This window comes from Helicobacter trogontum (genome assembly GCF_000765905.2).
Lineage (GTDB): Bacteria > Campylobacterota > Campylobacteria > Campylobacterales > Helicobacteraceae > Helicobacter_A > Helicobacter_A trogontum.
This window is the reverse complement of record NZ_JRPL02000001.1, coordinates 114093-140619: the sequence shown is the minus strand read 5'-3', so window position 1 is coordinate 140619 and position 26527 is coordinate 114093. Positions and strand designations below refer to the sequence as shown.

Below are 26527 nucleotides of genomic sequence, written 5' to 3'. Positions count from 1 at the left end.
TAGCCTTTTGAAATCTATTTCTTTTTTCTTACTAAAGCAATTTTATTTTTAAATACCTACAGAAATCCCAATAGCTTTACTTATAAGATGTATGAGTAAAAAAGCAATAGATCTTCTATACTTTATTATCTTTTTCTCTAAAAACTATAAACTTTACTAATAATATTTATCATCCATAAAATATATTATTTAGTATATGTATATAAAATTTCTAAGTTTTATAAATAATAAAAGTTTATATATATTGACTAAAGTTTTTTAAAAATTTAGCAATTTTTTATATCAAGTGCTAATTCTATTTACTTTTTATGTTATAATACCATTCAAATTTTTGCAAATGAGGTTTTGCATGAGTATAAAGAGAGAGTTGCTTACTGGAATTATAGAAGAATATATTAAGAGCAAAGAGCCTATTGGTTCAGAGTTTTTAAAATCAAGACAAAATCTCTCTGTCTCATCTGCTACCATTCGCAATTATTTTAAAATTTTAGAAAAAGAAGGTGCTTTATTCCAACCACATATTAGTAGCGGCCGAATTCCAACAGAGGCCACCTTATATACATATTGGAAAAATGTATTGCAACATGTATATCAGAATGAGGTAGTAATTAATACAACAAAATTGCAAACTCTAAGCGCAGATTATGCAATCTATTGTATTGTGATTCCAAAAGATGATAATCGCTTAGAATCTGTAATAAATACGCATGGCTATCTTATCTTAAAATTTAGTCGTGGTGAAACATTAATTCAATATTCTGAAGCGTTACAACGTTTTTTAGAATCTTTTGTGCTAACAGATATACATGATATTCTAAAGGTTGCAAGTGAAGTTGGTGCAGGTGAGTTAAGGCGAAAGCTTATGGCGTTGTTGCAAGTAGATTCTGAAGAGCATTGTTTTCAGTGTGGTAGCGAGTATATAGGCACTATCGCGCAAAACAACGCAACGCAATATCTTAATGCAATACAGGGTAAAACACTTTTATCATGTAGTAATGGAATTTACTTTGATCATATTGTGTCAAATGGGCATTTAGCCATCATACATGATGTTTTATATGAAAATGCAAAGACACACAATATATATCAAGCAAGAATGATGTGTATTGGCGGTTTGCTATGTGATTACAAGAGTTTTTATACAAAATTAGGTTTTAATAATTTTGTATAAAGATTCTTTAAGTTATTAGAATCTTATTGTTAGACGTTAGTAAGGAGTTTTTTAAATGATAAGGAACTCCTTACTAACGTGATAAGAAGGTAACTTGGAATCTTCAATAAAAGAGAAAGGAGTATATATGTCAAAAGATATAGAAAATGAAGAAGTATCTAATGATGTTGAATCTACTCAAGCTAGCGATGAAACAAATAATATAGAATCTCAAATAGATTCAGAAGAAATTGCAAAGTTTGAGCAAGATGAACATATATTGGAGCAAAAAATAAAAGATTTGCAAGATCAATATTTACGCACACATGCGGATTTTGAGAATGTAAAAAAGCGGCTTGAAAAGGAAAAGGCACAAGCTCTTGAATATGCAAATCAAAACATTTTAAAGGATTTGTTACCTGTTATCGACACGCTTGAAAAGGCTTTAGAATCTGCAAATGCATTGCCTAGTGGTGATAAGATTGCAGAGGGTTTAAATCTTGTGCTTGGTAATTTTAATAAGGTTTTGAGTAAGCATGGGGTAGAGGTAATTAACACAGAAAATGGTTTTGATCCAAATTTACATGATGCTATCATGCAAGTAAAAGATGATGAAAAGGAAGATGGTGCAATAAAACAAGTATTGCAAAAAGGTTACAAATATAAAGAGCGAACATTGCGTCCAGCAATGGTAAGTATTGTAAAAAATTAATTTTATTTGAAAGGGTATAATATGAGTAAAGTTATAGGAATTGATTTAGGAACAACAAATTCAGCAATGGCGGTTTTTGAAGGAAATGAAGGCAAAATTATTGCAAATAAAGAAGGAAAAAATACGACTCCTTCGATTGTTGCTTTTACAGATAAAGGTGAGATTTTAGTAGGTGAACCTGCAAAAAGACAGGCTATTACAAACCCGCAAAAAACTATTTATTCTATTAAAAGAATTATGGGGCTTATGTTTAATGAAGATAAGGCAAAAGAAGCAGAAAAGAGGCTGCCTTATAAAATCATTGATAGAAATGGAGCTTGTGCAGTAGAAATTGCTGATAAAATCTATACTCCGCAAGAAATTTCAGCAAAGATTCTTATGAAAATCAAGGAAGATGCAGAAAGCTATCTTGGTGAAAGTGTTACAGAAGCAGTTATTACCGTGCCAGCATACTTTAATGATGCACAAAGAAAAGCGACAAAAGAAGCAGGTACAATCGCAGGATTGAATGTATTAAGAATTATTAATGAGCCTACTTCTGCTGCTCTTGCTTATGGTTTGGATAAAAAAGATTCTGAAAAAATCATGGTATATGATTTGGGTGGCGGAACATTTGATGTTACTGTACTAGAAACAGGTGATAATGTTGTAGAAGTATTGGCAACTGGTGGAGACGCATTCTTAGGTGGCGATGATTTTGATAACAAAATTATTGATTGGGTAAGTGAAGAATTTAAAAATGATGAAGGCATTGATTTAAAAAATGATGTTATGGCATTGCAGCGATTAAAAGATTCTGCAGAGAATGCAAAAAAAGAGTTAAGCAGTGCAACTGAAACAGAGATTAATCTACCTTTTATTACTGCAGATGCAAGTGGACCAAAGCACTTAGTGAAAAAACTTACAAGAGCAAAGTTTGAAACACTAATTAATGGTCTTATTGAAGATACTATTAAAAAGATTGATTCTGTAATTAAAGATGCAGGGCTTGATAAAAGTGAGATTAGCGAAGTTGTTATGGTTGGCGGTTCTACAAGGATTCCAAAAGTACAGCAACGTGTAAAAGAATTTATCGGTAAAGAGCTTAATAAATCTGTGAATCCAGATGAGGTTGTAGCAGTTGGCGCAGCTATTCAAGGCGGGGTACTTAAAGGTGATGTTAAAGATGTGCTCTTGCTTGATGTAACACCATTAAGTCTTGGTATTGAAACTTTGGGTGGCGTAATGTCAAAAATCATTGAAAAAGGCACAACAATCCCTGCGAAAAAATCACAAGTTTTTTCTACTGCTGAAGATAATCAACCTGCAGTTTCTATACAGATTTTCCAAGGTGAAAGAGAACTTGCAAGGGATAATAAAAAACTTGGAAATTTTGATTTGCAAGGTATTGCACCAGCACCAAGAGGTGTGCCACAAATCGAAGTAACACTTGATATTGATGCAAATGGAATCTTAACTGTGTCAGCAAAGGACAAAAATACAGGTAAATCACAAGAGATCAAAATCACAGGCTCAAGTGGTTTATCTGAAGAAGAAATTGAAAAAATGGTAAAAGATGCTGAGTTACATAAAGAAGAAGATTCTAAGCGTAAAGAAGCAATAGAAGCAAGAAATCAAGGGGATAATCTTGTCTATCAAGTCGAAAAAAGCATAGAAGAAATGCGTAAAGATGAAAATAAAGGTAAAATCGATGAAAGTGTATTAGCTGAAGCTGAAAATGTAAAAAATTCATTAAAAGAGGTTCTAAAAAATGAGTCTGCGAGTAAAGCAGATATAGAATCTAAAATAAAAGAGCTAAATGAAGTTTTTGCAAAATTAGCAGCAGCACAAGGTGCAAATGCTGGAGCAAATCCACAGGGCACACAGCAAAATGAAGTAAAGAAAAAAGATGATGATGTGATTGATGCTGAAGTGGTTGATGAGAAGTAAATATAAGGTTGGTGTGCTAAATAGTTATGCTTTAAAAGTTTGCATGGCTAAATAGCCCTTCTATGTAAAATGTGTTACATATGTATTTTATGTATCACATTTGTATTTTTATTACAACATGTATCATATAAAACTTATTATTTTATATTCTTACAGAAATAAACATTAATTATTTATATAGATTTTATCTTACAATTAGAATTATACTTAAGCTAAGCATACCCATTTCTTACTTAAACTTAGAATCTTATAATAATAAATCTGTTGTTTGTTTTTTCACTATGTGTGTTTTAACTATAAGGAGAGCTTTTTAATATATACATGATTATATTTTTATTGATATCTAATATTAATAATTTTCATGTTATAAAAGATAATTTTTCTATTGAAAGCAAATTGCTTGTATGTGTGAATATTGCGCTACACACAAAACTAACAATAAAACCAATACAACTATTATAAGATCTCTAATAAGATAATATTATTCTATTCATTTTTATTCTTGCTAATCTATTTTATTTTTTATAAAATTAGAATATTTTGTTTGAGTAGGAGTTTTATATGTATGGTATCAGAAGAATGGTAGTGAGTTTTGGGATTATAAGTGCTCTTGCATGGCAAGGTTTATATGCAAAAAAGCTAAAAGAGTGTGAAAATGATACGGACAGAGAAAATGGCTGCGTTGTGTATCGTGAGGATGGATTAGAAATGCCTTATAAACATGGTCAAAAAAATGGTATTGCAAGGCAATATTATCCAAATGGGAAACTTCAGCTTGAAATACCCTATGAAAATGATGAACAAAATGGTATCGAAAGGCGATACTATGAAAATGGCAATATTCTCTCTGAAATCCCATTTAAAGATGATGAGGAAAATGGTAATGTAAAAGTGTATTATGCAAGCGGGAAGCTTAAATTAGAGGGTGTTATAATGAATGGGGATGGCAAGGGGGATCATAAAATATACTTTGAAGATGGTAAGTTAGCAGCAGTGGCACATTATGATGAGAATGGCGTGTTGCAGTTTGTAAAATGTGGAAGTAAAAAATTTAATCTAAAACGCGGTGAAACAAGTCAATTTTGGTCTATGGTGGTTAATAAAAATCAAGTGCAATATTGTGATATACAATTACTTAATTCCAAACGTTAAAATTTAACACTTAAAAGATAACTCTCTAAATTAGAAAAATAATTTTGAAAGTATGGTTTTGTGTGGATTCTATAAGGATAAAGAACTCTCATAGAGTATTGTTCTATATTATCTTTAAGATCTTTAGTGTTATTCTTTTGTGATATGTGGCATTACAAACATTGCATTTAAGTTTTATACGTGGAATCTTTACTAAGGATGAGCTTATTAAAATATAATGGTGTAATAGCTAAATATCGCAAATATGCTACAATATCATGAGAATTAAAAACATAATATGAGTTTTACTTGCAATATAGAGAAAATATTATCAATACAAAGAATGGTTTTAGTGTTCTTGAAGTATTACTAGCGATATTTATTATTGGAATCTTGGGTGTAAGTCTTATGCGGAGTATAAGTGCTTTAAAAGCACAAAACTATACGATACAACATTTCCTTGTTACAAATACCAGCCTTTTTGAAACACAACTTTTTATTAATAGACAGCTAGGTAGTATTAAGCCAGAAAGTATCGCAATAACACAAAACAATATAACATGGGAACAATATAAAGAGCTATTTATTGAGACAGAACAAAATGAGTATATGAATTTTTCCCTGCAAACCACAAAATCTATTTTAACATTGCAAAATAATAATCTTTATTTTAATAATGCTATATTATTACATAATGTTAAAAGCATGCAGTTTGATAGAATGCAAGTAAATTCACATGATATTCTCTCATATAGTATCTGCTCTTTTTATATGTGTATATCAGATTCTATATTGATTGAAAAAGTAAGGTAAACTATGCTGATAAGAGATACTAAAGGAAGTGATTTTATATGTGTAAAATGTAAGTTTCAAATAAAACATGGTTTTATCAGTCTTTATGCTTTGCTTGTCACACTTGCTATAAGTCTTAGTGTCCTGCATACAGTGCGAACACTAAGTGTAAAGCAAGATATTATGCTCATGCTTTATTTTCAAAAACAATCACATTTATATGCAAAAACTTTGCATGATATTGCCCTGCAATGTTATAAGCAATACGATAGTCAATCTTGCAAAAAAGATTCTATACAATTTGATCCATATTTCTATGGAGAATATATTTTTCATGACCAAACTATAAAGGAAGAAAAGTCGCAACATGATATAAAAGCGCAAGTATTAGATATTTCTATCCACTCACAAACATTATTAAGTACACATCCACTACGATATGCTAAACGATATATTGTAGATATAGAGAAAGGAGATATATGATTTTAACGCAAATTATAAATGATGCTATAAGATATAATGCCAATGATATACATCTGCAATTTAATATGATAGGAAATGATATAAAAGATATTAGAATTTACTTCCGTGTCAAAAAACAAATCCTCCCTTACAACTATCATGAAGATTCGAAAGTTATGTCTCAAGTAGTATTTGAAGCGATAGAAGGGCTTTGTGATACACTCCAAAATGAGCAAAGTTGTAGCGTTTATATCGGAGATGTGCGATGTCGTATTAGTAAATTTGAGGCTATAAATGGGATATGTTATGCTATCCGTGTATATAACAATCAAATACCAACTTTAGAATCTATTCAAGCTCCATCAGCTATAGCAAAGCTTTGTGAAAATACAAGTGGCTTAATCCTTGTATGTGGCACGACTGGGGCAGGTAAAAGCACAACACTTGCAGCTATGATACATTACATTAATACACATGCAAGAAAACATATACTGACATTAGAAGATCCAATAGAATATATTCATAAAAATGATAAATCTTTAATTAGTCAAAGAGAAATTGGTATCCACTCTAATAATTTTGAAACCAGTCTTATCGCAAGTTTAAGAGAAGATCCTGATGTGATTTTAATCGGTGAGATTCTGAATGCAAAAGTCTTAGAACTTGCAATCGTTCATGCTTTAAGTGGGCATTTAGTACTTGCAAGTTTTCATGCACATAATTGCATGGATGCTATAACACGCATGATTGGTATGAGACAACGTGATATTAATATACATGCGAATCTTTCAGCATGCTTGCGGGGTATTGTTACACAAGGGCTTTATGAAGATGGGGAAAGACTGATGGCTGATTTTGAGATCCTTCTTGCAACTGCAGCAGTCAGCGCACTTATTAAAGATGACAAAATATGGCAGTTAGATTCTCAAATTTCTATGGGTAAATCAATTGGTATGCAACATTTTAGTAAAATATGATATAATCTGAAGCTTTATTGATATGTTAGGTTTAAGGAAATATATGCAAAAACAGCAAGTAAAAATGCGAGTTCTTGACTGGTGGAATAAAGATTGCGAAGAAAATTTTTACAATAATTCTCTTATTCAGATACTACAAAAGAAATATGATGTAATATATAGTGATAAGCCTGATTTCATTCTTTATGGACCTTGTGGATATGAGCATTTAAAATATGATTGTGTGCGTATTTTTTATACTGCAGAGAATATTCGCCCAGATTATAATGTAGCAGATTATAGTATAGATTTTGATTATATTGAATTTGAGGATAGACATTTAAGATTACCTTATATGTTTTGGGGTTTTTATGATAGAATCCGACAAAAAGAAATGGATAATAGGATAAGTTTACTGGATAAAAAGGAAAAATTTTGCAGTTTTGTGGTAAGTAATAAAGGATTAACAAACAAACGCGATGATTTTTTTGAAGCCTTAAGCAATTACAAAAAAGTGGATTCTGGTGGTAGATGGAAAAACAATATTGGCGGGAATATTGATAATAAAATAGAATGGTTAAAGTCTTATAAATTTAATCTTTGTTTTGAAAACTCAAGCTATCCTGGCTATCTCACAGAAAAGTTATTTGATGCATTTTTAGCTGGTTGTGTGCCAATTTACTGGGGAGATACAAGCCTTAGAAACCATAAAAATGTAGCAAATAATAAGAAAGATATATGTATGGATTTTAAAGATCAAAATATAGACAATCTGGGGGGGGGGGGGTAATGATATCTTTGATATGAGAATTCCTTATATTTCTCACTCACTCATTGATTATGAAATAAATCCAAAAGCCTTTATCAACGCACACGATTTTCCAACTTTTAAAGATTTAATAGAAGAAATAAAAAGAATTGATAATGATTCTTATGCTTTTGAGGAAATGTTAAGAGAACCTATATTTCTCAATGGTTTTAATCCATATGAGTTTTATATTACAAAGATTACTATATTTTTTAACCATATTATTTCGCAGGGGGCTATCCAGGCAAAAAGGTGCGGTGATGGGTATTGGCTAAGAACACATTTAGAATTTAAACGAGCTAGTGCAAAATATCAGAATATCTCATCAGATTTTCTTCATTATTGTTTTAGGCACAAAAAAATTATTCAAGGAATTCGTAATATTTCTGAGTTTCCTAGAAATTGTATGCGTTTTTTGCGTAGAAAATAGAGGTGTTTTGATGAATACCATAACAAACACTTACATAGTATACAGAGATTTTATGTTATTACATGTTTTATTTAGTTTTGGATGATAATCATAGACTAGAATTTGAACATCTAAAGAATGTTGAAAAGTCAATTATAGATTATAGTTTTTTAAGCACATAAGTCAAAGAATAGATATCAGAATTACACATACCCAAGCTCACGCAGGGCATTTGCAAGTTGCACAAGTAAAGGACCTCCACGCCCTCCACTACCGCCATGCTCAATTAAAATTGTAATTACATATTTTGGATTCTCATAAGGTAAAAAAGCGGTAATCCAACTTTGTGATCTATGCCAATACTCCATATCAGCTTCTTTTTTCCTACGTATTGCATCTTGTGAAATACCTACAACCTGTGCTGTCCCTGTTTTACAAGCAAGACTTACTTTTGCTCCTTGTGTTACGCGATAAGCAGTACCAGAGGGCTCTGAACATACTTGATGCATACTAAGTCGTAAAGCAGGTAGCTTAGAGTGTTCAAATCTTGTTAATACGTCCTTTGTAGGCATAATTATTGGTTTGCCACCTAATTCTTTGGCAAAATGTGGTGTTACAAGCTTACCACTTGCAATGAGAGCTGTATAACGTGCAACTTGCATAGGCGTAGAGAGAAAGGACCCCTGCCCTATAGAAGTAACAATGGTGTCACCTACATACCATTGCTGTGAGTAGTTTCTCATTTTCCATTCTGGTGTTGGAAATATTCCAGAGTTTTCATAAGGCAAATCAACACCTGTTTTTTGTCCAAAACCCATTTTATTCATTATAAGAGCAATATTATTTATACCAGCAATTTGTGCAAGTTTGTAAAAATACACATCAACACTTTCTCTAATTGCCTTATACATATCAGCACTGCCATGCCCACCAGCCTTCCAATCGCGGAATTTATGTTTGTTGACTTCAATATATGGTGGTGTAGAAATAATTGTTTTTTCTGTGGTATCTGTAAATTCTAAGAAAGCTAGAGCCATTCCCATTTTAATGACAGAACCAGGTGGATATTGACCACTAATAAGCTTATTAATGAGTGGTTTGTGGGGATTTTCTAGTAAAGCCTTATATTTTTTATGGGAGATTCCGCCAACAAAATCATTAATATTATATTCTGGATAACTCCCAGCTGCAAGTATCTCACCATTGTGTGCGTTCATAATAATGCCCGCACCGTTGTGCTCACTAAACACAGAATCAAGTTTTTCTTGCAAACGCATATCAAGGCTTAATTTCATATCATTATTGCTTGTTGCAGGTGTTTCTTCGATTAAACGTAATTGCTGGTTGAGGTTATTTACTTGTATGATTTTTTCACCAAGTTGTCCTTGCAAAAATTCATTGTATTGCTTTTCGATACCTTGTTTACCAATAATTTTTGTATATCGTGAAACGCGATCATTTTCTCTATCACGCACATCACTCGCACCAATATAACCTATAACGTGTGCAGCTGACGAATTGTTTGGATAATATCTTTTTGTTGTTGGAGTTATAATAATATTTTTTTCTTGTATCATAGCAGGATATATAATCTGCATTTGTGCATATGAAACAAAGTCTATAAGCGTAACAGGTGTGCGACGATAAATGCTATTGAATTTTTGATAAGTTTTTAATAATTCTTCTGCATCTACATCGATAATATGAGCAGCAATAAAATTAATATTGCTTTCTAATTCTTCTTTGCTTAGACGATTGCGTAATGAAAGGGTAAAACCTAGCTCATTTATTGCTAGTGGTTCGTCATTCCTATCAAGCATCTGTCCTCTAGTTGGTATAAGAATTTCTGTTTTAATTGTGTTTGCTACTGAAAGTTTATTGTAGTATTCATGTCTTGCAACTGCAAGTATATAAAGTTTTACAATGATAATAGCAAAGACAACACCAAAAATAGTATATAGAATTCGAAAACTTTGTGGTATATTTTTCATTATCACTCTTTAATAATAAGGTAGTAGTATAACAATGCAAGGATATAATCTATTGCAAGATAATAAATATAGATTGTCGATGCTGAAAGCATGGGAGTTTGAAATAAAATATTACATAGTAGCAAACCTGCAAAATAAAGTAGATATAAAGAACAGATGTATATAAGGATAAAAGTTGCATTTATAACCATAATAGATTCCAACTGATCTGCGATAAAGAAACGCACGATAAAAAACACACAAGGGATAATTCCAACAAGTAGGCTTTTATCAAGTTCATAAAAAAATAAACAGGCAAGAAGAATTGTTGGTATATAAAATTTTTCATCATTGTAGTGTTTGTGAAATACAAGGAATAATACCCCCATCAGTGGTGGTAATATAGGATAAATATCGCTCAATAAAACATAGATCAAAAAAGCCATGATACCTAAAATAATAAACAATATATGTTTTATTTTTGTTTGCTTATAAGTCATAATTAAATACTCTTTTAGATTATTGTATATAAATATTTTAATATATTAAACGTATTTTATATTATAATATAATTTCATTCCCTTAATCACCTAAATAACATGACTTAAAGAGATATTAACAACACAAAATAACTCCGTGTTCCTATGTATATGGGTTTTGATAACTAAATGCAAAAATTTTATATAAATAGTATATTGATATTTTGAATTAATAAATTAATATTGCAACCCACAATTTACTCTCTTTTGAATTAAGAATTGATAAGATTAATATGAAAAACTTAATATAACAATAAGTTAGGATAGCTTATGCAAATATAGATATGGAATAATAAAAAGAATTAGATAATAGAAATGAATGAATATAAAAATACAGCAAATTAAGCCTATATTTTATTTTAAGTCAAATAACAATGAATATGTAAAGCTAATTTAAGAAAATATACTAGTTTGCTTGATACTTAAAAACTTAAGATATTTTTTAATAGTTGTTCATGTGTAATTTATGGATAAGAAAGACAACCCCAAGATTTTTAATCAACCTTTATAAGCTTAGAAAATCTAAAAGATGAGGTTAAAACTTTATAATCTTGGCTTATTTACCCTTTGCATGTTGTATCTGATTGATATATTGGTAATTTATCTTGATTGTATGTTTTCTTGGTAATGAAGTAGCAATTTTTTCTAAAACAGATTCAAAATCAGGAAAAAGATAATTTGCCATGCTACCAGGCACTGGATTAATCTCATTTAAATAAATCTTATCTTCAGATACAAAAAAATCACATCGTATAAGCGCACCTTCAAAGATTGTATTATAAATCTTCTTAAATTCTTCATGTAATTTGTTTGTCAAAGATTCTGTAATTTCTGCACTTTTAACCTCTTCTGTCCTAGAAAAATCCAAATATTTATCATCAAAACCTAGTAAATCTTTCTTTATTGGCTCCTCAATAAGTGATAATATAAATTCATCTTTTACTTTTGTGCCTGCAAGATTATATTCTTTTATCCCTTTCTTAAAAGGTTCGATAATAACCTCATCGCTGAATTCAAATGCACAATCAAGTCCATAAGAAAGCTTTGCAGAATCTTCGACTATACATACGCCAATAGAACTCCCAAGACATGTAGGTTTAATGATATAAGGTGGCTCAAAAGGAATTTTACAATCTTCATTTCGTCTTAATACATAGTAAGGGAGGGTTTCTACACCGCACTCTTTTGCGTAAAACTTTGTTAATTTTTTATTGTAGCTTAGCATACTAGCCTCAAGTCGTGGTCCAATATATGCAATCTTGTAAAAGTCAAATAAGCCAGAAAGCACACCATCTTCGCCATCGCCACCATGTATAAGATTAAGCAATAAGCCTGTATGTAATAATTTTTTCTTACCCAGAAAACCTATCTCATAGAATCCACCCATACCAATTTCAATTTTTTTTGCTTGTTTGTAAGAAAGGGTGCTAAAATATTTTGATTTCATATTACTAGATTCTATAAGATAGAAGTCATGATTAGAATCAAGAAAAATAAAATGTGTGATTTTGATATTTTTACCAAGTTTTTGTGCCATGGTAATAGCACTTACAATACTTATCTCATGTTCATAACTTACACCACCAAATATAACGCTAAGATTCAATTTTTTTCCTTTATGAGAGTTTTTATAATTTTACTATATTTTATGTTGAATTGAAAAGCAATAATTTATAAAATAGTTTGAAATCTATATAGAATAATGCAAGTAGACTTCTGCATAATATTTAGACTTAAGGCTAAGTTTTATTAGGTTTAAATCCTGTAATATTTTATATATAATTCATTTTAATTATTGTAAAAATCCACCCAAACATCTTAATTAAAACTTATTATATAAAGAATGTAACTGCTATAACAATCAAGAAGTTTCTTTATGAAAATGTAACTAAAGAGTTAGCATCTTTAATGCACAATGAAATACCATGTTTTGATATTATAAGGATTTTAAAGAAACCTTAGTCTGCTAAATGGTATTTCATTTGCAACTAAAGTATGAAGAAATAAATTATTTTAGTGTAGGGATATAGTTTGCTAATGCTTCAATATCTTCTTCACTAAGTTTTGCAACTTGAGCCTTCATTTGAGCACCCATTTTGTAGCGATTAAGTGTTCCCGCCTTATACCCAAGCAAATCTTCTTTAATCTCTTTGCTGCTTAGAGTATTTGGAATTTTTGTTTTGTTAAGATAAGATTTCTCCATTTTCGCACCATGGCAAGTCTTACACTGCTTTGCAATGATCGCAGCTGGATCACTCGCTGCAAATGCAATACTACCCAAACTTACAACAACCATTAATGGTAACAACTTTCTCATAATCTATCCTTTCTATAGTTTGATTGGCCTCCAATTATACACTTTTTTTGTTATTTAAAGCTTAAGAATAGTAAAAAATATAGAGAAACAATAAAATCAATAAATTGGGAATATTAGCTTAAGAGAAAAATTTTTTTGCTTGTCGTATTTTTTCTATTTGCTGTCGTGTATCATGACGACTAGATTCTAGCAGTTCTATAGTTTGAGATATAAGCTCTTTTGCTATATCCAGGTATTCTATCATCTCTTTATCCGCACCTTCCATGGATATAGCTGTGTTAAAAGGCAGATTCTGCGTGAGTGCAAAAGCCTCTTGTATATTATTTTCAATAAGGGCTATCTTAAATGATTTGATCCATTGCTCTATTTTGACTTTATCATATTTCATTTTTTTTCCTACATGATTCCAAAAAGACGTCTTAACTAATCCTTGAGCCATTTAATCTTGCATGTTCTGTGCGTAAAAGGCTTAAACCATTTGTATCTTTGCATGCTAGAATCATGCCTTGGCTGATTTCTCCCATGAGCTTTGCTGGTGCTAGATTTGCCAATACGCATACTTGTGTGCCTACAAGATTTTCTGCATCATAAAATTCAGCGATACCTGCAATAATTTGACGCAATTTTTCCTCACCCAGATCAACTTGTAATTTTAAAAGTTTCTTACTTTTTGGTAGTTTTTCTGCAGAAATGATTGTCCCAACCTTAATAACAACTTGTTGAAAATATTCAATATTAATTGAATCATTCATGCATGAATCATCAACGATATCTGTTGTCTCTTGTGGTTTATTTTCTGCAAATGGTTGGTGTATTGTTTTCATCCTTGGCTCTTCGATTTTTGGGAAAAGAGCACAGACTTTCTTGATTGTAAAATCATGTATATATTCATGTTTGTTAATAAGCATATCAAAATGCTTAGAATCTATACTGATGTTTAATGCTTCACTTATTTTTTTACATGTATTAGGTAACACAGGATAAAGTAATAAAGCAGCTTTTGCAATAAGATTTGCAATAAGATTTAAGAATGCCCTACATTCTGTAGTTTTATCTTGTTTCATGAGTTCCCAAGGAGAAACTTGTGTAATCATAGTATTTGCTAAAGAGAATAATTCCCATACAGATTCTAAAAACTTATGAGGTTGCATAGAATCCATGTATGCTAGACTTTGGTTAATGATACGAGAAATCTCTTCTTTTTGTGGAACATTTGCATTTGCCGCATAACTTTGGGTTAAATCAAACTGAAAGTATTTTTCACTCATACCAATAAGTCGATTAAGCAGATTACCCAAATCATTACTTAATTCTCCATTATTACGATTAATAAGAGCAACTTGTGAAAAATCACCATCTTGCCCAAATGGCACTTCGCGTAATAAAAAATAGCGGAATATATCAGTAGGGTAAGCATTTTTAATATCAAGAGGATGAATCACATTGCCAATACTTTTACTCATTTTTACACCATCGATAGTCCACCAACCATGCACGAAAATATGTTTTGGCAATGGTAAGTCTAGGCTCATAAGGAATGCAGGCCAATATATTGCATGAAATCGCAATATATCTTTGCCTACAATATGCGTTGTATTATTGAAGTATTCCATTTTAGATTCTAGACATGGGTTTTGTTCCATTTTATAGCTTAATTGTTCTTTTGCATTATTGTAGTCTAACCCATAACCAAGCGCACTTGCATAATTCATCAACGCATCAAGCCATACATAAATAATATGTTTGCTATCACGCAATTTTAATGGAATCTTAATACCCCATTCAAAGCTTATGCGTGTAATTGATAGATCTTGCAAACCTTGCTCTACAAATTTTATTACCTCATTTTTTTTATGTGAGGGTATGATGCAATCTGGATTTTCTTTATACCATTTTAAAAGCTTATCTTGATATTTTGAAAGTGCGAAGAAATAACTTTCCTCTTTTACTAGTCGAGTTTCTTTTTTGCCACTGCAATCAGGACAATAGATTCCATCTATAACTTGTGATTGTGTGAAAAAACTTTCACAACCAACACAATACATGCCCTCATAAGCCCCTTTATAGATATCTCCTCTATCATACATAATCTCAAAGGCTTTTTGCACAGACAAGATATGCTCAAAATAGGTTGTGCGGATAAATTTATCATAGTCTATATCATATTCACGCCATGTATCGCGGAATTTTTCACTAATAGAATTTGCATATTCAATTGTTTTTATTCCATGTTTTTTTGCTGCTTCTTCTATCTTTTGCCCATGTTCATCAGTGCCTGTGAGGAGAAATACATCATCACCTTTAAGAGACCAGTATTTCTTTATAACATCAGCAAGAATAGTTGTATAAGCATGTCCAATATGTGGTACATCATTTACATAATAAATGGGTGTTGTTAGCAATCGCTTCATTTATGTCCTTTTGTGTTATCTTTTATAATGTTGTTTGGTAAATAAGAGTCTTAATTATACTTGATTTTGTTGTTTTTTTGAAATCTCATAAACGTTTTAGTGTATCTAGTATTGTTTTGGAGTTGATACATTTTTAGTAAAGGTGTTATTAATAATGGATTTAAGCGATTTGTCTGTATCGACTTTATAGAATTAATGATTAAAATTTAGAATACACTCTCCATTTATTTAAGAAAAAACGATAAAATAAAGCTTTTATCTCACTAAATTTCAAGGATATACATGCAAGAATATGGCAAGAGAAATAAAAGTCTTGCAAAGGCGGTTTACATTGAGGAAGCAAATCTAGAAGACTATATTATGGTTGATATGCGAGATGAAGAGGAGGTTTGTGCAGCACGTATTAAAGGGGTTCCAAATATTAAAGAAACCCATGCACTTTACAATCTTGCTCAAGATAACCCAGATAAAAAAATACTTATACATTGTAAAAGAGGGGGCAGGGCGTCTGCTATGGGGAGTAAGCTTGTGAGACTTGGCTGTGATAATATCTATTTCTTTGATGATACCTTTGCTCGATTCTATGAAAAGTTTGAGATTGTGGGTATTGCAAAAGATTGTTTAAGAGATTTACAGTAATGTTTTAAAAATTATTTTTGGATATTAATGAAATGAAAAAACTTAATTTTTATATTTTATCAGGGTTTGTATCTTCAGCTTTGCTTGTAAGTGGCTTTGGGATTCTACAAGCGCAAAATATTGCAAATCAAATGCAGATAGAGGTTGCACAAAATGTATCAACTACACAAGCACCTAAAAAGAAAAAGCTTACACAAGCAGAACGAGATAGGGCATTACAGAAATTCATGGCAGCAGTAAATCTTGTTGAGAATAGTTATGTAAATGATGTCGATACAAATGAGATTATTGAAAAAGCAATTTCAGGTATGCTTAGTAATCTTGACGCACATTCTGCATATCTACCGCAAAAAGACTATGAAGACTTACGCACAAAAACAAGTGGTAGTTTTAGTGGTATAGGTATAACCGTTGGTATGAAAGATGGAGCATTAACAGTTATTGCACCGCTTGATGATACCCCTGCGAAAAAAGTTGGTTTAAAAAGTGGGGATATTATCTTAAAAATTGATGACAAGCCAACCCTTGATATGAAGATAGATCAAGCCGTGTCACTTATGAAAGGCAAAAAAGGGACAAAAGTAACTCTTACAATCATAAGAAAGGGTGAAACAAAACCACTGAAATTTGAGATCAAACGTGATGATGTAAAAGTTCGTTCTACTCTAGTAAGCAAAATTGAAGAAACGAATTATGCGTATGTTCGTGTTGCAACTTTTGACCAAAATGTAACTCGTGAAGTAAAAAATGGATTAAAAGAGCTTGGCAAAGTTGATGGGATTGTACTTGACTTGCGTGGGAATCCTGGAGGGTTACTCGATCAAGCAATTGGGCTTGTAAGCCTTTTTGTAAAAGATGGTGTAGTGGTAAGTGAGCGGGGCAAAATAGAAAATCTTGAGCTTAAGACGTCTGGTAATGCAGATTTTTTACATGAACCACTTGTAGTACTTGTAAATGGTGGCAGTGCATCTGCAAGTGAGATTGTAGCAGGTGCGTTACAAGACTATAAAAGAGCTGTTATTGTAGGGGAGAGCACTTTTGGTAAGGGAAGTGTGCAAAAGATATTCCCATTTGGTAGAGAGGCTAATGAGGCAATGCAGCTTACTATAGCAAAATATTATTTACCAACTGGTAGAAGTATACAAGCAGTAGGCATTACACCAGATCTTATCGTTGCAGAAGCTGAAGTGCCATTAGGCGATGCAAATCAGCTTGAATTTAAAGAGGCTGATTTAAAACGGCATTTAAAGAATGAGTTATTACAGGAAGAAAAGAAAAATAATGCAAAGGCAGATTCTAAAGATACCGAGAGTAAAGATATTACACAGAGTATGATCATGAAAGATATACAACTAAAAAGTGCTATTGATGTGTTAAAAACTTGGGCAGTTATTAAAGGAGGAGCAAAATAGTTTCTGCTTTTGTTGTGTAAGATTTGGTTTAAAAACTATTATAAGCTTAATATGAGGTCTGATAAATATAGGTATAGATGTATAAAATACCAGTTTTTTGATGGTTATGTTATTGTAAGGCTGTATTTATTTTGGTTGAGGGTTAAAAATATTATTTAAAAAGTGTAGAAAGTTAGGCTATCAAGGTTTTTTTTGGAGTTTCTAAGCAACAAAATATTATGAAAATACTAGGGATTACAGCACTATAAAGTTTTTTAAAATAATGCAAATCATTAACTTTAAGGAGAATGTGTATGGAAAATATGATAACTCAAGAAAATGAATTTTTACAAGAGAATCTTGTAGAAGCAAATCTACTTTATGAAGGTAAAGGGAAGAAACTCTATAAAACAACTTTAGATAATACTTTACTTGCAGCATTTAAAGATGATTTAACAGCATTTAATGCACAGAAGAGAAGTAGCGAAGAAGGCAAAGGAAGTCTAAATTGTCAAATCTCAACGCAAATTTTTATGCTTTTGGAATCTAGAGATGTAAAAACTCATTTCATACAAACATTACAAGATAAGTATATGCTTTGTAAAAAACTAGAGATTATTCCTATTGAAGTTGTAGTGCGAAATATTGCTACAGGTAGTTTAAGTAAAAGATTAGGTATTGCAGAATCCTTAAATATTAAAGAAACACTGCTTGGTGCACCACTTGTAGAATTCTATTATAAAGATGATTCTTTAAATGATCCTATTATCACAGATTCTCATTGTCTTTTAATGGGACTTGCAAATATACACGAGATTGAAAAATTGAAAGAATTAGCATTGCAAGTAAATGAGATTTTAAAAGAATATTTTGATAAAGCCTCATTACGCTTAATTGACTTTAAACTTGAGTTTGGCAGAGATTCTAGTGGTAATATCTTACTTGCAGATGAAATAAGTCCAGATAGTTGTCGCTTGTGGGATAAGACAACAAATAAAAAGATGGATAAAGATATTTTCAGGCAAAATTTAGGCAATGTGACAAATGCTTATAAAGAAGTATTATCTCGTCTAGCAGAGATTAAGTAAAGCTTTGAAGTTGTAAGGTAGCAAAAAACATGCGTTTTTTTGCCTATGTATTTTTTGTGGTGTGTGTGCTTAGTCTCACTGGGTGTACGATTAATCGCCAACTTATTCCGCTTGCAAAGAGTAAAGAAATCGGTTTTGTGAGTGATGGTAGTTTTGTATTACAAGATCCACCGCCAGGAAAGGCACGCATTTATGTGTATAGGGAAAATAACCATGTTGGTTCTTATTTAGGTTATACTTTGCGGATTGAGCATCAACCAAAAACAGATTCTAAAGGGCGTCCAAATTATAAGAATTATCAAGATTCTCTTGGTTATATGGCAATGGGAAAGACATTCTTAGCTGATGTTGAAGCTGGGTATCCTATCGCTCTTATGGCAAAAACAGAGGCAACATCTTATATATTATTTACGCCAATGGAGGGGGAGATTTATTGTGTTAAGGGTAGTATGCGAAATGGTTGGACTATGCCTAGACCACATCTTGTTTTGGTAGATAAAAAAACATGCGAAGAAGCATGGATTGATTATTTTTCAAATAAAAATATAGAATTTCAGAATCAATGGCGTAAAGTTTATAATGAAAAGGGTGACAGGATTAGACTTGACACACCAACAAAGGCACGTAATACTCACTAGCTATTATTAAGTTTCTTAAGTAAGTATTATACACCTTAGAGTGTCATACTAATTATCATATATTCTGTTAAAATATTAGTCAATATAGTTTATTTTATACAAAAGCTTTAAAATTATATTACCCCTAAAATTCTCCTTTATAATAACTAACAGATATATTCAAATAGAATTATGGCTATTTTTACAAGCACTAAATACAAATATGGTTTAGGAAATTGTAATATATAGCTAACAAAAATGATTTAAAACACACATAGTATTGGTAATACAAAATACAATAAAAAAGAGTTAACATATCTAATAATGTTAATAATAGACACTCGCATGTTCTGTAATCAAATTTATCGCAAGTAGAGATAATGTTAAGATTTTATGTGCAAAGTATAGAGTTAGTAGAAGTTCTTTTTACAGGTATAAGTAACAGGTTAGCAAGGCTTATAATATAGATTTTGATGTAAAGTATGATGAGTGAAACGAGCTATTAAAAGACTTGGTTTTAGAAGTTTACTAGAAGTGTTTAAACACATAGATACACTAGCAAAAAGCGATGATACGATGTAGATTATCAGGTAAGGAGCTGCTATTCTATCATGTAAGACTTTTGAATGATTTTAATTAATTCTTAGGATAATGGCTTAATGTTCTTCCCCTAAAATAACACATATAATACCTATAAAACCAACTGCTATACCCACATATTCTTTTAGTGTAAGATTTGGTGGAAAGAAAAGAAAAGATATGAGTAAGATTCCAATCATACCTACAATTTCCCATACAGAATAGGCTACTCCTAAGGCAATTCTACGCAATGCAAGGGACATGCAATAATATGAAGCTGCAATCATGATTAACATGATGGCTTTTGCTATTAAATGTGGGGCAATTTCTATAAAACCAATTGCCACCCCTTTACTATTAAAAGCTTCAAACCATAGTGGAATGGCACTCAACATAGCTACACCACCAACTTCAAGTAAAATTGCAATAATTAGAAACATCCATGATAGTTTGCGAGTTTGTGTTGTATTCGCTTGATTAAAATGATATGGAGAATTCTTAGAATCTAAAGGATCTTTAAGGTTTGTAGAGTCCTGTTGCATTGTGTTTTGCATATCATTTCCCTTCAAGCACGCTTTGTGCGTCAATATAAGGCAATGAAAAACTTTTTGATACAGATTCTAAAGCGATCTTGCCATCATAGGCATTTAAGCCGCCAATTGCACCAGGCATTTTTAACATTTCACGCCAACCACAATTTGCGATACATTGTACATAAGGTAGAGATTCATAAGAATATGTAATACTTGAAGTGCGTGCAATCACACCTGGTATATTTGGCACACCATAATGGATTAAGCCCTCTTCGATATAAGTTGGGTTGTCATGTGTTGTTTGTTTTGAAGTTTCAATACAACCACCAAGATCCACAGATACATCCAATACAATACCACCTTTATTCATAAGCTTTAAATGCTCTCTTGTGATAACCTTTGGTGTTGCAGTTGCAGTGACGAGGACTGCACCAATTAATATATCAGCCCCATTTAATGACTGCGTTATAGAATCTTCATTTGCATATAACACCTTGATCTGATTATTTAAGGCGAGTGGGTGATTTGCAATCTTTTGTGTATCAATATCAAGCACACTTACATCTGCCCCCATACCTACCAATACACGTGCTGCATTCATACCTACTGCACCACCGCCAACAACCACCGCTTTTGCAGGTGAAACACCAGCACAACCACCTATAAGCACACCTCTTCCGCCATAATTTGTAGCAAGAAGCGTTGCAGCATGTTGTGCAGCAAATTTACCTGTTACTTCACTCATTGCTGCTAATACTGGATAATTTCCCTTTGGTCCAGCAATCGTCTCACCACATATCGAGGTAACCCTAGATTCTACAAGTGCATTTGCAAGTTCTTTAGAGTAAGCGAGATCAAGAAAACTATATAAGATCATATTACTTCGTAAATATTTAAATTCAGATCCAATAGGTTCTTTGCATTTTACAATCAGTTCTGAATCTTTCCATATCTTCTCTGCGTTTGAAATAATCTTTGCCCCTGCATTCTCATAATCTTTATTTGTGTAGCCTATCGTACTACCTAAGCCATCTTCTACATAAATGATATGTTTTGCATTTGATTTTTGCAGTAATGCTACATCGCTTGGGATAAGTCCTACTCTATGTTCGTGATTCATAATCTCTTTTGGAATACCAATAATCATTACTTTTCCTCATCTCCATAGAAAATCAATTGTTAAAGGTTTCATTATATCGAAATATTGCGTAGAATTTGTTAGTGTTATTATTTTACTCCAAGTGGTGAATTTGTATATTTCAGATTCTATAAAGATTGTTTTTATGTATGTTTGCTAGATTCTCTAACTTTAAGATACTTAGTTATATCAAAATAAATATTCTATCTTTTATAATATTGCATACAAATTTTCTAAAGATAATAAAAAAGAATGAACTAGAGATTTGCTTTGGCTTAAGCAGATATAAGTTGTATATATTTTAATTAGATTTCATAGCAATATTTCTAAAGTTTAAGATTTGTATGAAGAAAAGAATAGAATTTCATTACCTAAGATTACCAATAGTAATCTTATAATATTTTTAAGATTCTATAGGCTTTTGATATAATGTAGTTTTAATATTACTATAAGAAAGAGGTCATATGCAAAAAAGTATTATGGGTGCAGTATGGTTTTGTTTATTATATTTTATTGGTTGTCATTTTATAACCGCACAAGAGATATATGCTCCAAAAACAAAGGAATATCTTATGCGTTTGCTAAAAGATCCAAGTATTCCATTAAGTGCGATTGATACAAGTAATATTACAGATATGAGCAGACTTTTTGAAAACTCGAACCGAAAGGATTTTAGCGGCATAGAAACGTGGAATGTGAGTAATGTGACAGATATGAGCTACATGTTTTCTCATGCAAGGTTTTTTAATCATAACATTAATGAGTGGAATGTGAGTAATGTAATAAGCATGAGTGGTATGTTCTATGAAGCAGTAAATTTTAATCAGCCATTAGATAAGTGGGATGTCTCTCATGTGCGTTTTATGTTTGGCGTGTTTTTTAACGCAAAAGCTTTTAATCAGCCATTAAACTCATGGAATGTTAGTAATGTAGAAGGTATGGGGAGTATGTTTTGTGGGGCAGATAACTTTAATCAGCCACTTGATAGATGGGATACACACAACGTGCTTACTATGCGTGATATGTTTCATAGTGCAAAGTCTTTTAATCAGGATATAAGCATGTGGAATATTAATAAGGTTAAAAATAAAACAAAGATGCTTTATCGATCTGGTATGCAGACAATCCCTAGCTGGTATAAAAAAGAGTTTCAAGAAGAACAAAAAATAGATGCTATGAAAAAGGAAGAATATAGATAATTTTGTAATCTTTGTGCAAGATACACTCGTATTTGATTGAGTGTCGGTATATTGCATAAGAGATTATTTGGATTGATTATCTTGCTAACATTTCTTTTTTGATTGTGCACTTTTTTGTGATTGCAATATAGTTTGTTGTAATAAATTGCTCATCTGTTTCTTTATAACTATTAATGCACTATTAAGTTGCATTATAAAATGTTGTATAAAAATAATAGATTGTTTTCTTAAATTATTTATCAAACTATCTAGACATTTTTTAATGCTGATATACAAAAATACAAAGTAAAATGCCTTGTTATTTGTTATAGTGAAATAAGTAGGCAAAAGCAATATTATGGTTTTAGACTTAGATGTATTGACAAGACGTATAATAACTTTTTCTACATTTATTAATAAGTGCCTAAAGGATTATGAATATATAGGCTTTTAAAAATTATAAGATGTCTATATAGTTTCAAAAATATCAAGAGAAGTCTTAACACTCCTATAAAACAAATCATTGTAAACTTAGCTTTAAAGAGATGACTAAGTGTATTTGTAAAATCATTTAACTCTATATAACCTACTTGCATTACCTACAACACTAATAGAGCTAAGACTCATAGCAAGGCTTGCAAACATTGGATTTAATGTGATTCCAAAAGAGCTAAATAACCCCATCGCAATAGGTATACAAATGATGTTATATATAAATGCAAAACCTAAGTTTTGTTTGATATTCTTTAAAGTTCGTTTGCCTAATTGCAGTGCTTCTACAATGCCTAGCAAATCATCTCTAAAATAAACAATATGTCCATACTCAATACTAACTTCACTTCCACTTGCCATAACAAGTGAAATATCTGCCTTTGCTATTGCAATGGAATCATTTACCCCATCACCTACCATAATGACTTTATGTCCTTGATTTTGCAATGTTTCAATATGTCTCATTTTATCTTCAGGTAGGCATTCTGCTTGATATGGAATTTGCAACATTTTAGCAATATATCCCACATTTTCCTTCGTATCTCCACTTAAAATCTCGCAGTTAAAACCACTTTTTTGCAATTCTTGTATCATTTCTTGTGCATGCGGTTTTAGAGTTTCAGCTAAATAGATATGCCCTAGCAAAATCACTTCATTTTGAACAATTTCTGCAATATATACGCAAACGCAACCTTCTATAAATTCTTCTGTAACCACAAATCCTGCTCTATCTTTCAAAAGCTTTGCATTGCCAATAAGAAACACCCTCTCTTTAGAATCTATAAGTAGTTTAGATTCTATACCTGCATTCATATATTGCTTAGATTCTATTTGTTTATACAGCCCCGTATCTTCAAAACTATTGCAAATTGCTCTGGCAATGATATGATTACTTGAAACTTCAATGGAAGCTGCTAGATGCAGTAATTCTTTTTCATCTATATTACTCTCTTTATTTTTTAAAATTATCTTATGTAGATGGAAATCCCTTTGTGTGAGAGTGCCTGTCTTATCAAATACTATATAATCTGCTTTGCTTAGATTTTCAAGGCTTTGTGCATTTTTAAAAAAGATTCCAAGCGTGTTTGCCCTAGCATTTGCAAAAAGGATTGCCATAGGTGTAGCAAGTCCCAATGCACACGGACAAGAAATAAGAAGTGTGCTTGCAAAATAGAGCATGGCACTTTCTAAACCTTCAAAAATAAACCAAAAGATTCCACTACAAATCGCAAGCAGCATGACCACTGGAACAAATATAAGTGAAATTCTGTCTGCGAGTTTTGCAATTTGCGCCTTGCTTTCAAGAGTTTGCTCTAATAATGTTTGCATTTTGCTAATCTTAGAATCTTTTAAAGTATGACTAACACAGGCTATAATTGGCGTGTCAAGATTTAGTGTTCCTGCAAATAGCTGTTCTGTCTTTTCCTTTCGTATTGGGATACTCTCACCGCTAAGCATACTTTCATCAACACTAGCCTCTACTGAATAGAGTGTAGAATCTATAGGGATAAAACTATGTGGCAATATACGTATATAATCGCCTATTTTGAGATCATATGGGGACACTTCCTTAACTTCTAACGCATCGTTATTATCTAAATATAGAGCCTGTGTATTTATGATTTTTAAGGCTACATTGCTTTGCCTTTGTAAAAGTGCTTTTGCATTCTTTATGGCTTTATTTTTTGCATTTTCTTCCATAAATTTACCAAGCATAATAAAACTTAGAATGATACAAACACTCTCAAAGTACAAATGATTTGTGTTTGAAGTATTCCACATTTGATATAAACTAAAACAGCTATATAAAAAGCCCGATAAGCTTCCAACACTCACTAGCGAATCCATATTGGGACGCAAGGCAAATAGTGCCTTTAAACCATGAAAATATATATTTCGTCCAAAATGCATAACACAAAGTGTTATAAAGAGTTGTATCATACCATTATAGATGGGGTTATATAACACCTGTGGTAATGGAAGATTAAACATATCATGCAACATACTAAGATAAAGTATTATTAAGGAAAGTATAATACTAAGACTTAGTCGTCTTTTATCATTTAGAAGCGTATGTTCGACATAATTATTTAATCTTTGAAAGAGGTTTTTTTGTGTATTTTGCGTTGTTTTTTCCGTAATTTTTGTAGATTCTGTATCGGTTGTTTTAGTGGAATTGGGTATTTTTGTATTTTGCAATGTATCTATACTTGCAGAATTTTGAAAAGAAATTTTATTCACAGAATCTGCATGTGGTGGTTTTAGTGTAAAACTCCCCTTTATTTGATTAGAATTGTTAGATATACTAGTGTTATTTGCTAGGCTAAAAGTTGGCTTTGAAGCAGGTGTCGCTTTGAACCCCAAAGATTCTATACATGAGATAATAGAATCAACATCACATTGTTCTTTATTAAATTTTATTACCGCCGTATTGTTTAATATATATACATTTGCTTCTTGTATACCATCTTTTTTTCTCAATTCATTTTCAATACTTGCAGAACAACTTGCACAACGCATGCCAGAAATTCCTAATCGCACAGAATCAAAATTAATATCTTTTGTATGGGTTTCTTTGGATTGCATACTATTCCTTTTTAAATTAATCCTATTTTTTCTCATCAAACTTTATTTTAAAATCCCTATATGGTGTTTGCAATTTATAGATATGAATATATTGCGGGATAAACGTCTCAAGCTCTTTTATCTTTTTCATAATATCTATATAATAAGCTTGAGCTTGCTTGTTTGCACTTTCTTTATTCCGCCATGCAAAGCCTTTATTATATGACTTTATAATTTTTTGCAAATCACCTTTATGGACTTTATGCCAATATCGCAGATTATCAAGTGCAATAGATGATGCAAGTAAGGGATCTGAAATGAGCATTTGCCCTACAACATTACGCAAAAAAGATGAGTCTGCGTATTTTGTATATTTTCTAATAACATTTGGAATATGCGCGTGATAAATTCCTGCAGAAGGATCAGAGAAGTTTATTAAATATTCACCTGCACAAGATTCTCGCCATGCAATTGCTGCCATTAGATAACCAAAACCATGATCCCTACCATAATAGTAAGCATACATGAGTATATCTTTTTGCTCTTGAGTAAAATCTTGCAGTGTTATGCAAGTACCCTCTATTTTTATTGATATTTTTGACTTAGCAGCTAGATTCTGATAGAGCAGCATAGAAACAACATAGCACCAAAATGTAGTGATAAATATTCTCTGCATGCTTAAGCCTTTTTCACTTTTATTTGCTAAAATTATACAATCAAT

Annotated in this window: 24 protein-coding genes; 14 read left to right on the top strand and 10 right to left on the bottom strand. The window is 31.5% G+C overall.

What is annotated here, in order from left to right; translation table 11 throughout:
• Window positions 1-349: 349 nt before the first annotated feature.
• The 9 genes from LS81_RS00750 to LS81_RS11810 all read left to right on the top strand — a co-directional run bounded on the left by LS81_RS00750 (window position 350) and on the right by LS81_RS11810 (window position 8370).
• On the top strand, window positions 350-1171 hold the full coding sequence (locus LS81_RS00750) for a heat-inducible transcription repressor (RefSeq protein ID WP_034347437.1): 822 nt from the start codon (window positions 350-352) through the stop codon (window positions 1169-1171).
• 127 nt (window positions 1172-1298) lie between these two features.
• Entirely contained in the window at window positions 1299-1862 is a 564-nt protein-coding gene (grpE, locus tag LS81_RS11710) for a nucleotide exchange factor GrpE (protein WP_034347436.1), read from the top strand.
• A 21-nt stretch (window positions 1863-1883) separates the two neighbouring features.
• Window positions 1884-3791, top strand: coding sequence for a molecular chaperone DnaK (gene dnaK, locus LS81_RS00745; protein WP_034347434.1), 1908 nt, complete (start codon window positions 1884-1886; stop codon window positions 3789-3791).
• Window positions 3792-4352: 561 nt separating this feature from the next.
• Complete coding sequence (locus LS81_RS00740; RefSeq protein ID WP_052096623.1) at window positions 4353-4943, top strand: toxin-antitoxin system YwqK family antitoxin; 591 nt, start codon at window positions 4353-4355, stop codon at window positions 4941-4943.
• Between the two features lie 288 nt (window positions 4944-5231).
• Entirely contained in the window at window positions 5232-5735 is a 504-nt protein-coding gene (locus LS81_RS00735) for a type II secretion system protein (RefSeq protein ID WP_034347432.1), read from the top strand.
• Between the two features lie 3 nt (window positions 5736-5738).
• Window positions 5739-6197, top strand: a complete 459-nt coding sequence (locus tag LS81_RS00730) for a hypothetical protein (protein WP_034347430.1) — start codon at window positions 5739-5741, stop codon at window positions 6195-6197.
• Window positions 6194-7153, top strand: coding sequence for a type IV pilus twitching motility protein PilT (locus tag LS81_RS00725; protein WP_034347428.1), 960 nt, complete (start codon window positions 6194-6196; stop codon window positions 7151-7153). Before LS81_RS00730 ends, LS81_RS00725 begins: the two co-directional genes overlap by 4 nt.
• A 43-nt stretch (window positions 7154-7196) precedes the next feature.
• Window positions 7197-7922: a glycosyltransferase family 10 domain-containing protein gene (locus LS81_RS11815; protein WP_233715834.1), complete on the top strand. Its 726-nt coding sequence runs from the start codon at window positions 7197-7199 to the stop codon at window positions 7920-7922.
• A 13-nt stretch (window positions 7923-7935) separates the two neighbouring features.
• The gene (locus LS81_RS11810; RefSeq protein WP_233715833.1) at window positions 7936-8370 is read left to right on the top strand and encodes a hypothetical protein; all 435 of its coding nucleotides are present in this window, start codon (window positions 7936-7938) and stop codon (window positions 8368-8370) included.
• A gap of 182 nt (window positions 8371-8552) precedes the next feature.
• Here the strand turns inward: LS81_RS11810 and mrdA are convergent, their stop codons facing one another.
• The 6 genes from mrdA to metG form a co-directional block, all read right to left on the bottom strand.
• Complete coding sequence (mrdA, locus tag LS81_RS00715; protein WP_034347666.1) at window positions 8553-10340, bottom strand: penicillin-binding protein 2; 1788 nt, start codon at window positions 10338-10340, stop codon at window positions 8553-8555.
• Between the two features lie 2 nt (window positions 10341-10342).
• Window positions 10343-10819, bottom strand: a complete 477-nt coding sequence (locus tag LS81_RS00710) for a hypothetical protein (protein ID WP_034347665.1) — start codon at window positions 10817-10819, stop codon at window positions 10343-10345.
• A 595-nt stretch (window positions 10820-11414) separates the two neighbouring features.
• Complete coding sequence (locus LS81_RS00705) at window positions 11415-12464, bottom strand: D-alanine--D-alanine ligase (protein WP_034347664.1); 1050 nt, start codon at window positions 12462-12464, stop codon at window positions 11415-11417.
• A gap of 402 nt (window positions 12465-12866) precedes the next feature.
• Window positions 12867-13175 (bottom strand): c-type cytochrome, encoded by a 309-nt coding sequence (locus LS81_RS00700; protein ID WP_034317938.1) that lies wholly within the window; start codon window positions 13173-13175, stop codon window positions 12867-12869.
• 118 nt (window positions 13176-13293) lie between these two features.
• Entirely contained in the window at window positions 13294-13563 is a 270-nt protein-coding gene (locus LS81_RS00695; RefSeq protein ID WP_034347663.1) for a hypothetical protein, read from the bottom strand.
• Between the two features lie 31 nt (window positions 13564-13594).
• Window positions 13595-15586 (bottom strand): methionine--tRNA ligase, encoded by a 1992-nt coding sequence (gene metG, locus LS81_RS00690; RefSeq protein WP_034347662.1) that lies wholly within the window; start codon window positions 15584-15586, stop codon window positions 13595-13597.
• A gap of 282 nt (window positions 15587-15868) precedes the next feature.
• Between metG and LS81_RS00685 the strand changes: the two genes are divergently transcribed.
• The 4 genes from LS81_RS00685 to LS81_RS00670 all read left to right on the top strand — a co-directional run bounded on the left by LS81_RS00685 (window position 15869) and on the right by LS81_RS00670 (window position 19342).
• Window positions 15869-16225 carry a rhodanese-like domain-containing protein gene (locus LS81_RS00685; protein ID WP_034317944.1) on the top strand — a complete coding sequence of 119 codons (357 nt, stop codon included), beginning with the start codon at window positions 15869-15871 and terminating at the stop codon, window positions 16223-16225.
• 32 nt (window positions 16226-16257) lie between these two features.
• On the top strand, window positions 16258-17637 hold the full coding sequence (locus tag LS81_RS00680; RefSeq protein ID WP_034347661.1) for a S41 family peptidase: 1380 nt from the start codon (window positions 16258-16260) through the stop codon (window positions 17635-17637).
• A 293-nt stretch (window positions 17638-17930) separates the two neighbouring features.
• Window positions 17931-18704 (top strand): phosphoribosylaminoimidazolesuccinocarboxamide synthase, encoded by a 774-nt coding sequence (gene purC, locus LS81_RS00675; protein ID WP_081955997.1) that lies wholly within the window; start codon window positions 17931-17933, stop codon window positions 18702-18704.
• Window positions 18705-18733: 29 nt separating this feature from the next.
• Window positions 18734-19342: a hypothetical protein gene (locus LS81_RS00670; protein WP_034347660.1), complete on the top strand. Its 609-nt coding sequence runs from the start codon at window positions 18734-18736 to the stop codon at window positions 19340-19342.
• 635 nt (window positions 19343-19977) lie between these two features.
• Here the strand turns inward: LS81_RS00670 and LS81_RS00665 are convergent.
• Together LS81_RS00665 and LS81_RS00660 are read right to left on the bottom strand one after the other, a co-directional pair.
• On the bottom strand, window positions 19978-20454 hold the full coding sequence (locus tag LS81_RS00665; RefSeq protein ID WP_081955996.1) for a DMT family transporter: 477 nt from the start codon (window positions 20452-20454) through the stop codon (window positions 19978-19980).
• A 1-nt stretch (window position 20455) separates the two neighbouring features.
• Complete coding sequence (locus LS81_RS00660; protein WP_034347659.1) at window positions 20456-21580, bottom strand: alanine dehydrogenase; 1125 nt, start codon at window positions 21578-21580, stop codon at window positions 20456-20458.
• 455 nt (window positions 21581-22035) lie between these two features.
• On the opposite strand from LS81_RS00660, the gene LS81_RS00655 reads away from it, so the two are divergent.
• Window positions 22036-22770, top strand: coding sequence for a BspA family leucine-rich repeat surface protein (locus LS81_RS00655; RefSeq protein WP_034347657.1), 735 nt, complete (start codon window positions 22036-22038; stop codon window positions 22768-22770).
• Between the two features lie 546 nt (window positions 22771-23316).
• Here the strand turns inward: LS81_RS00655 and LS81_RS00645 are convergent.
• Together LS81_RS00645 and LS81_RS00640 are read right to left on the bottom strand one after the other, a co-directional pair.
• Complete coding sequence (locus LS81_RS00645) at window positions 23317-25827, bottom strand: heavy metal translocating P-type ATPase (protein ID WP_052096636.1); 2511 nt, start codon at window positions 25825-25827, stop codon at window positions 23317-23319.
• Window positions 25828-25849: 22 nt separating this feature from the next.
• The gene (locus LS81_RS00640; RefSeq protein ID WP_034347655.1) at window positions 25850-26482 is read right to left on the bottom strand and encodes a hypothetical protein; all 633 of its coding nucleotides are present in this window, start codon (window positions 26480-26482) and stop codon (window positions 25850-25852) included.
• Window positions 26483-26527: the final 45 nt, after the last annotated feature.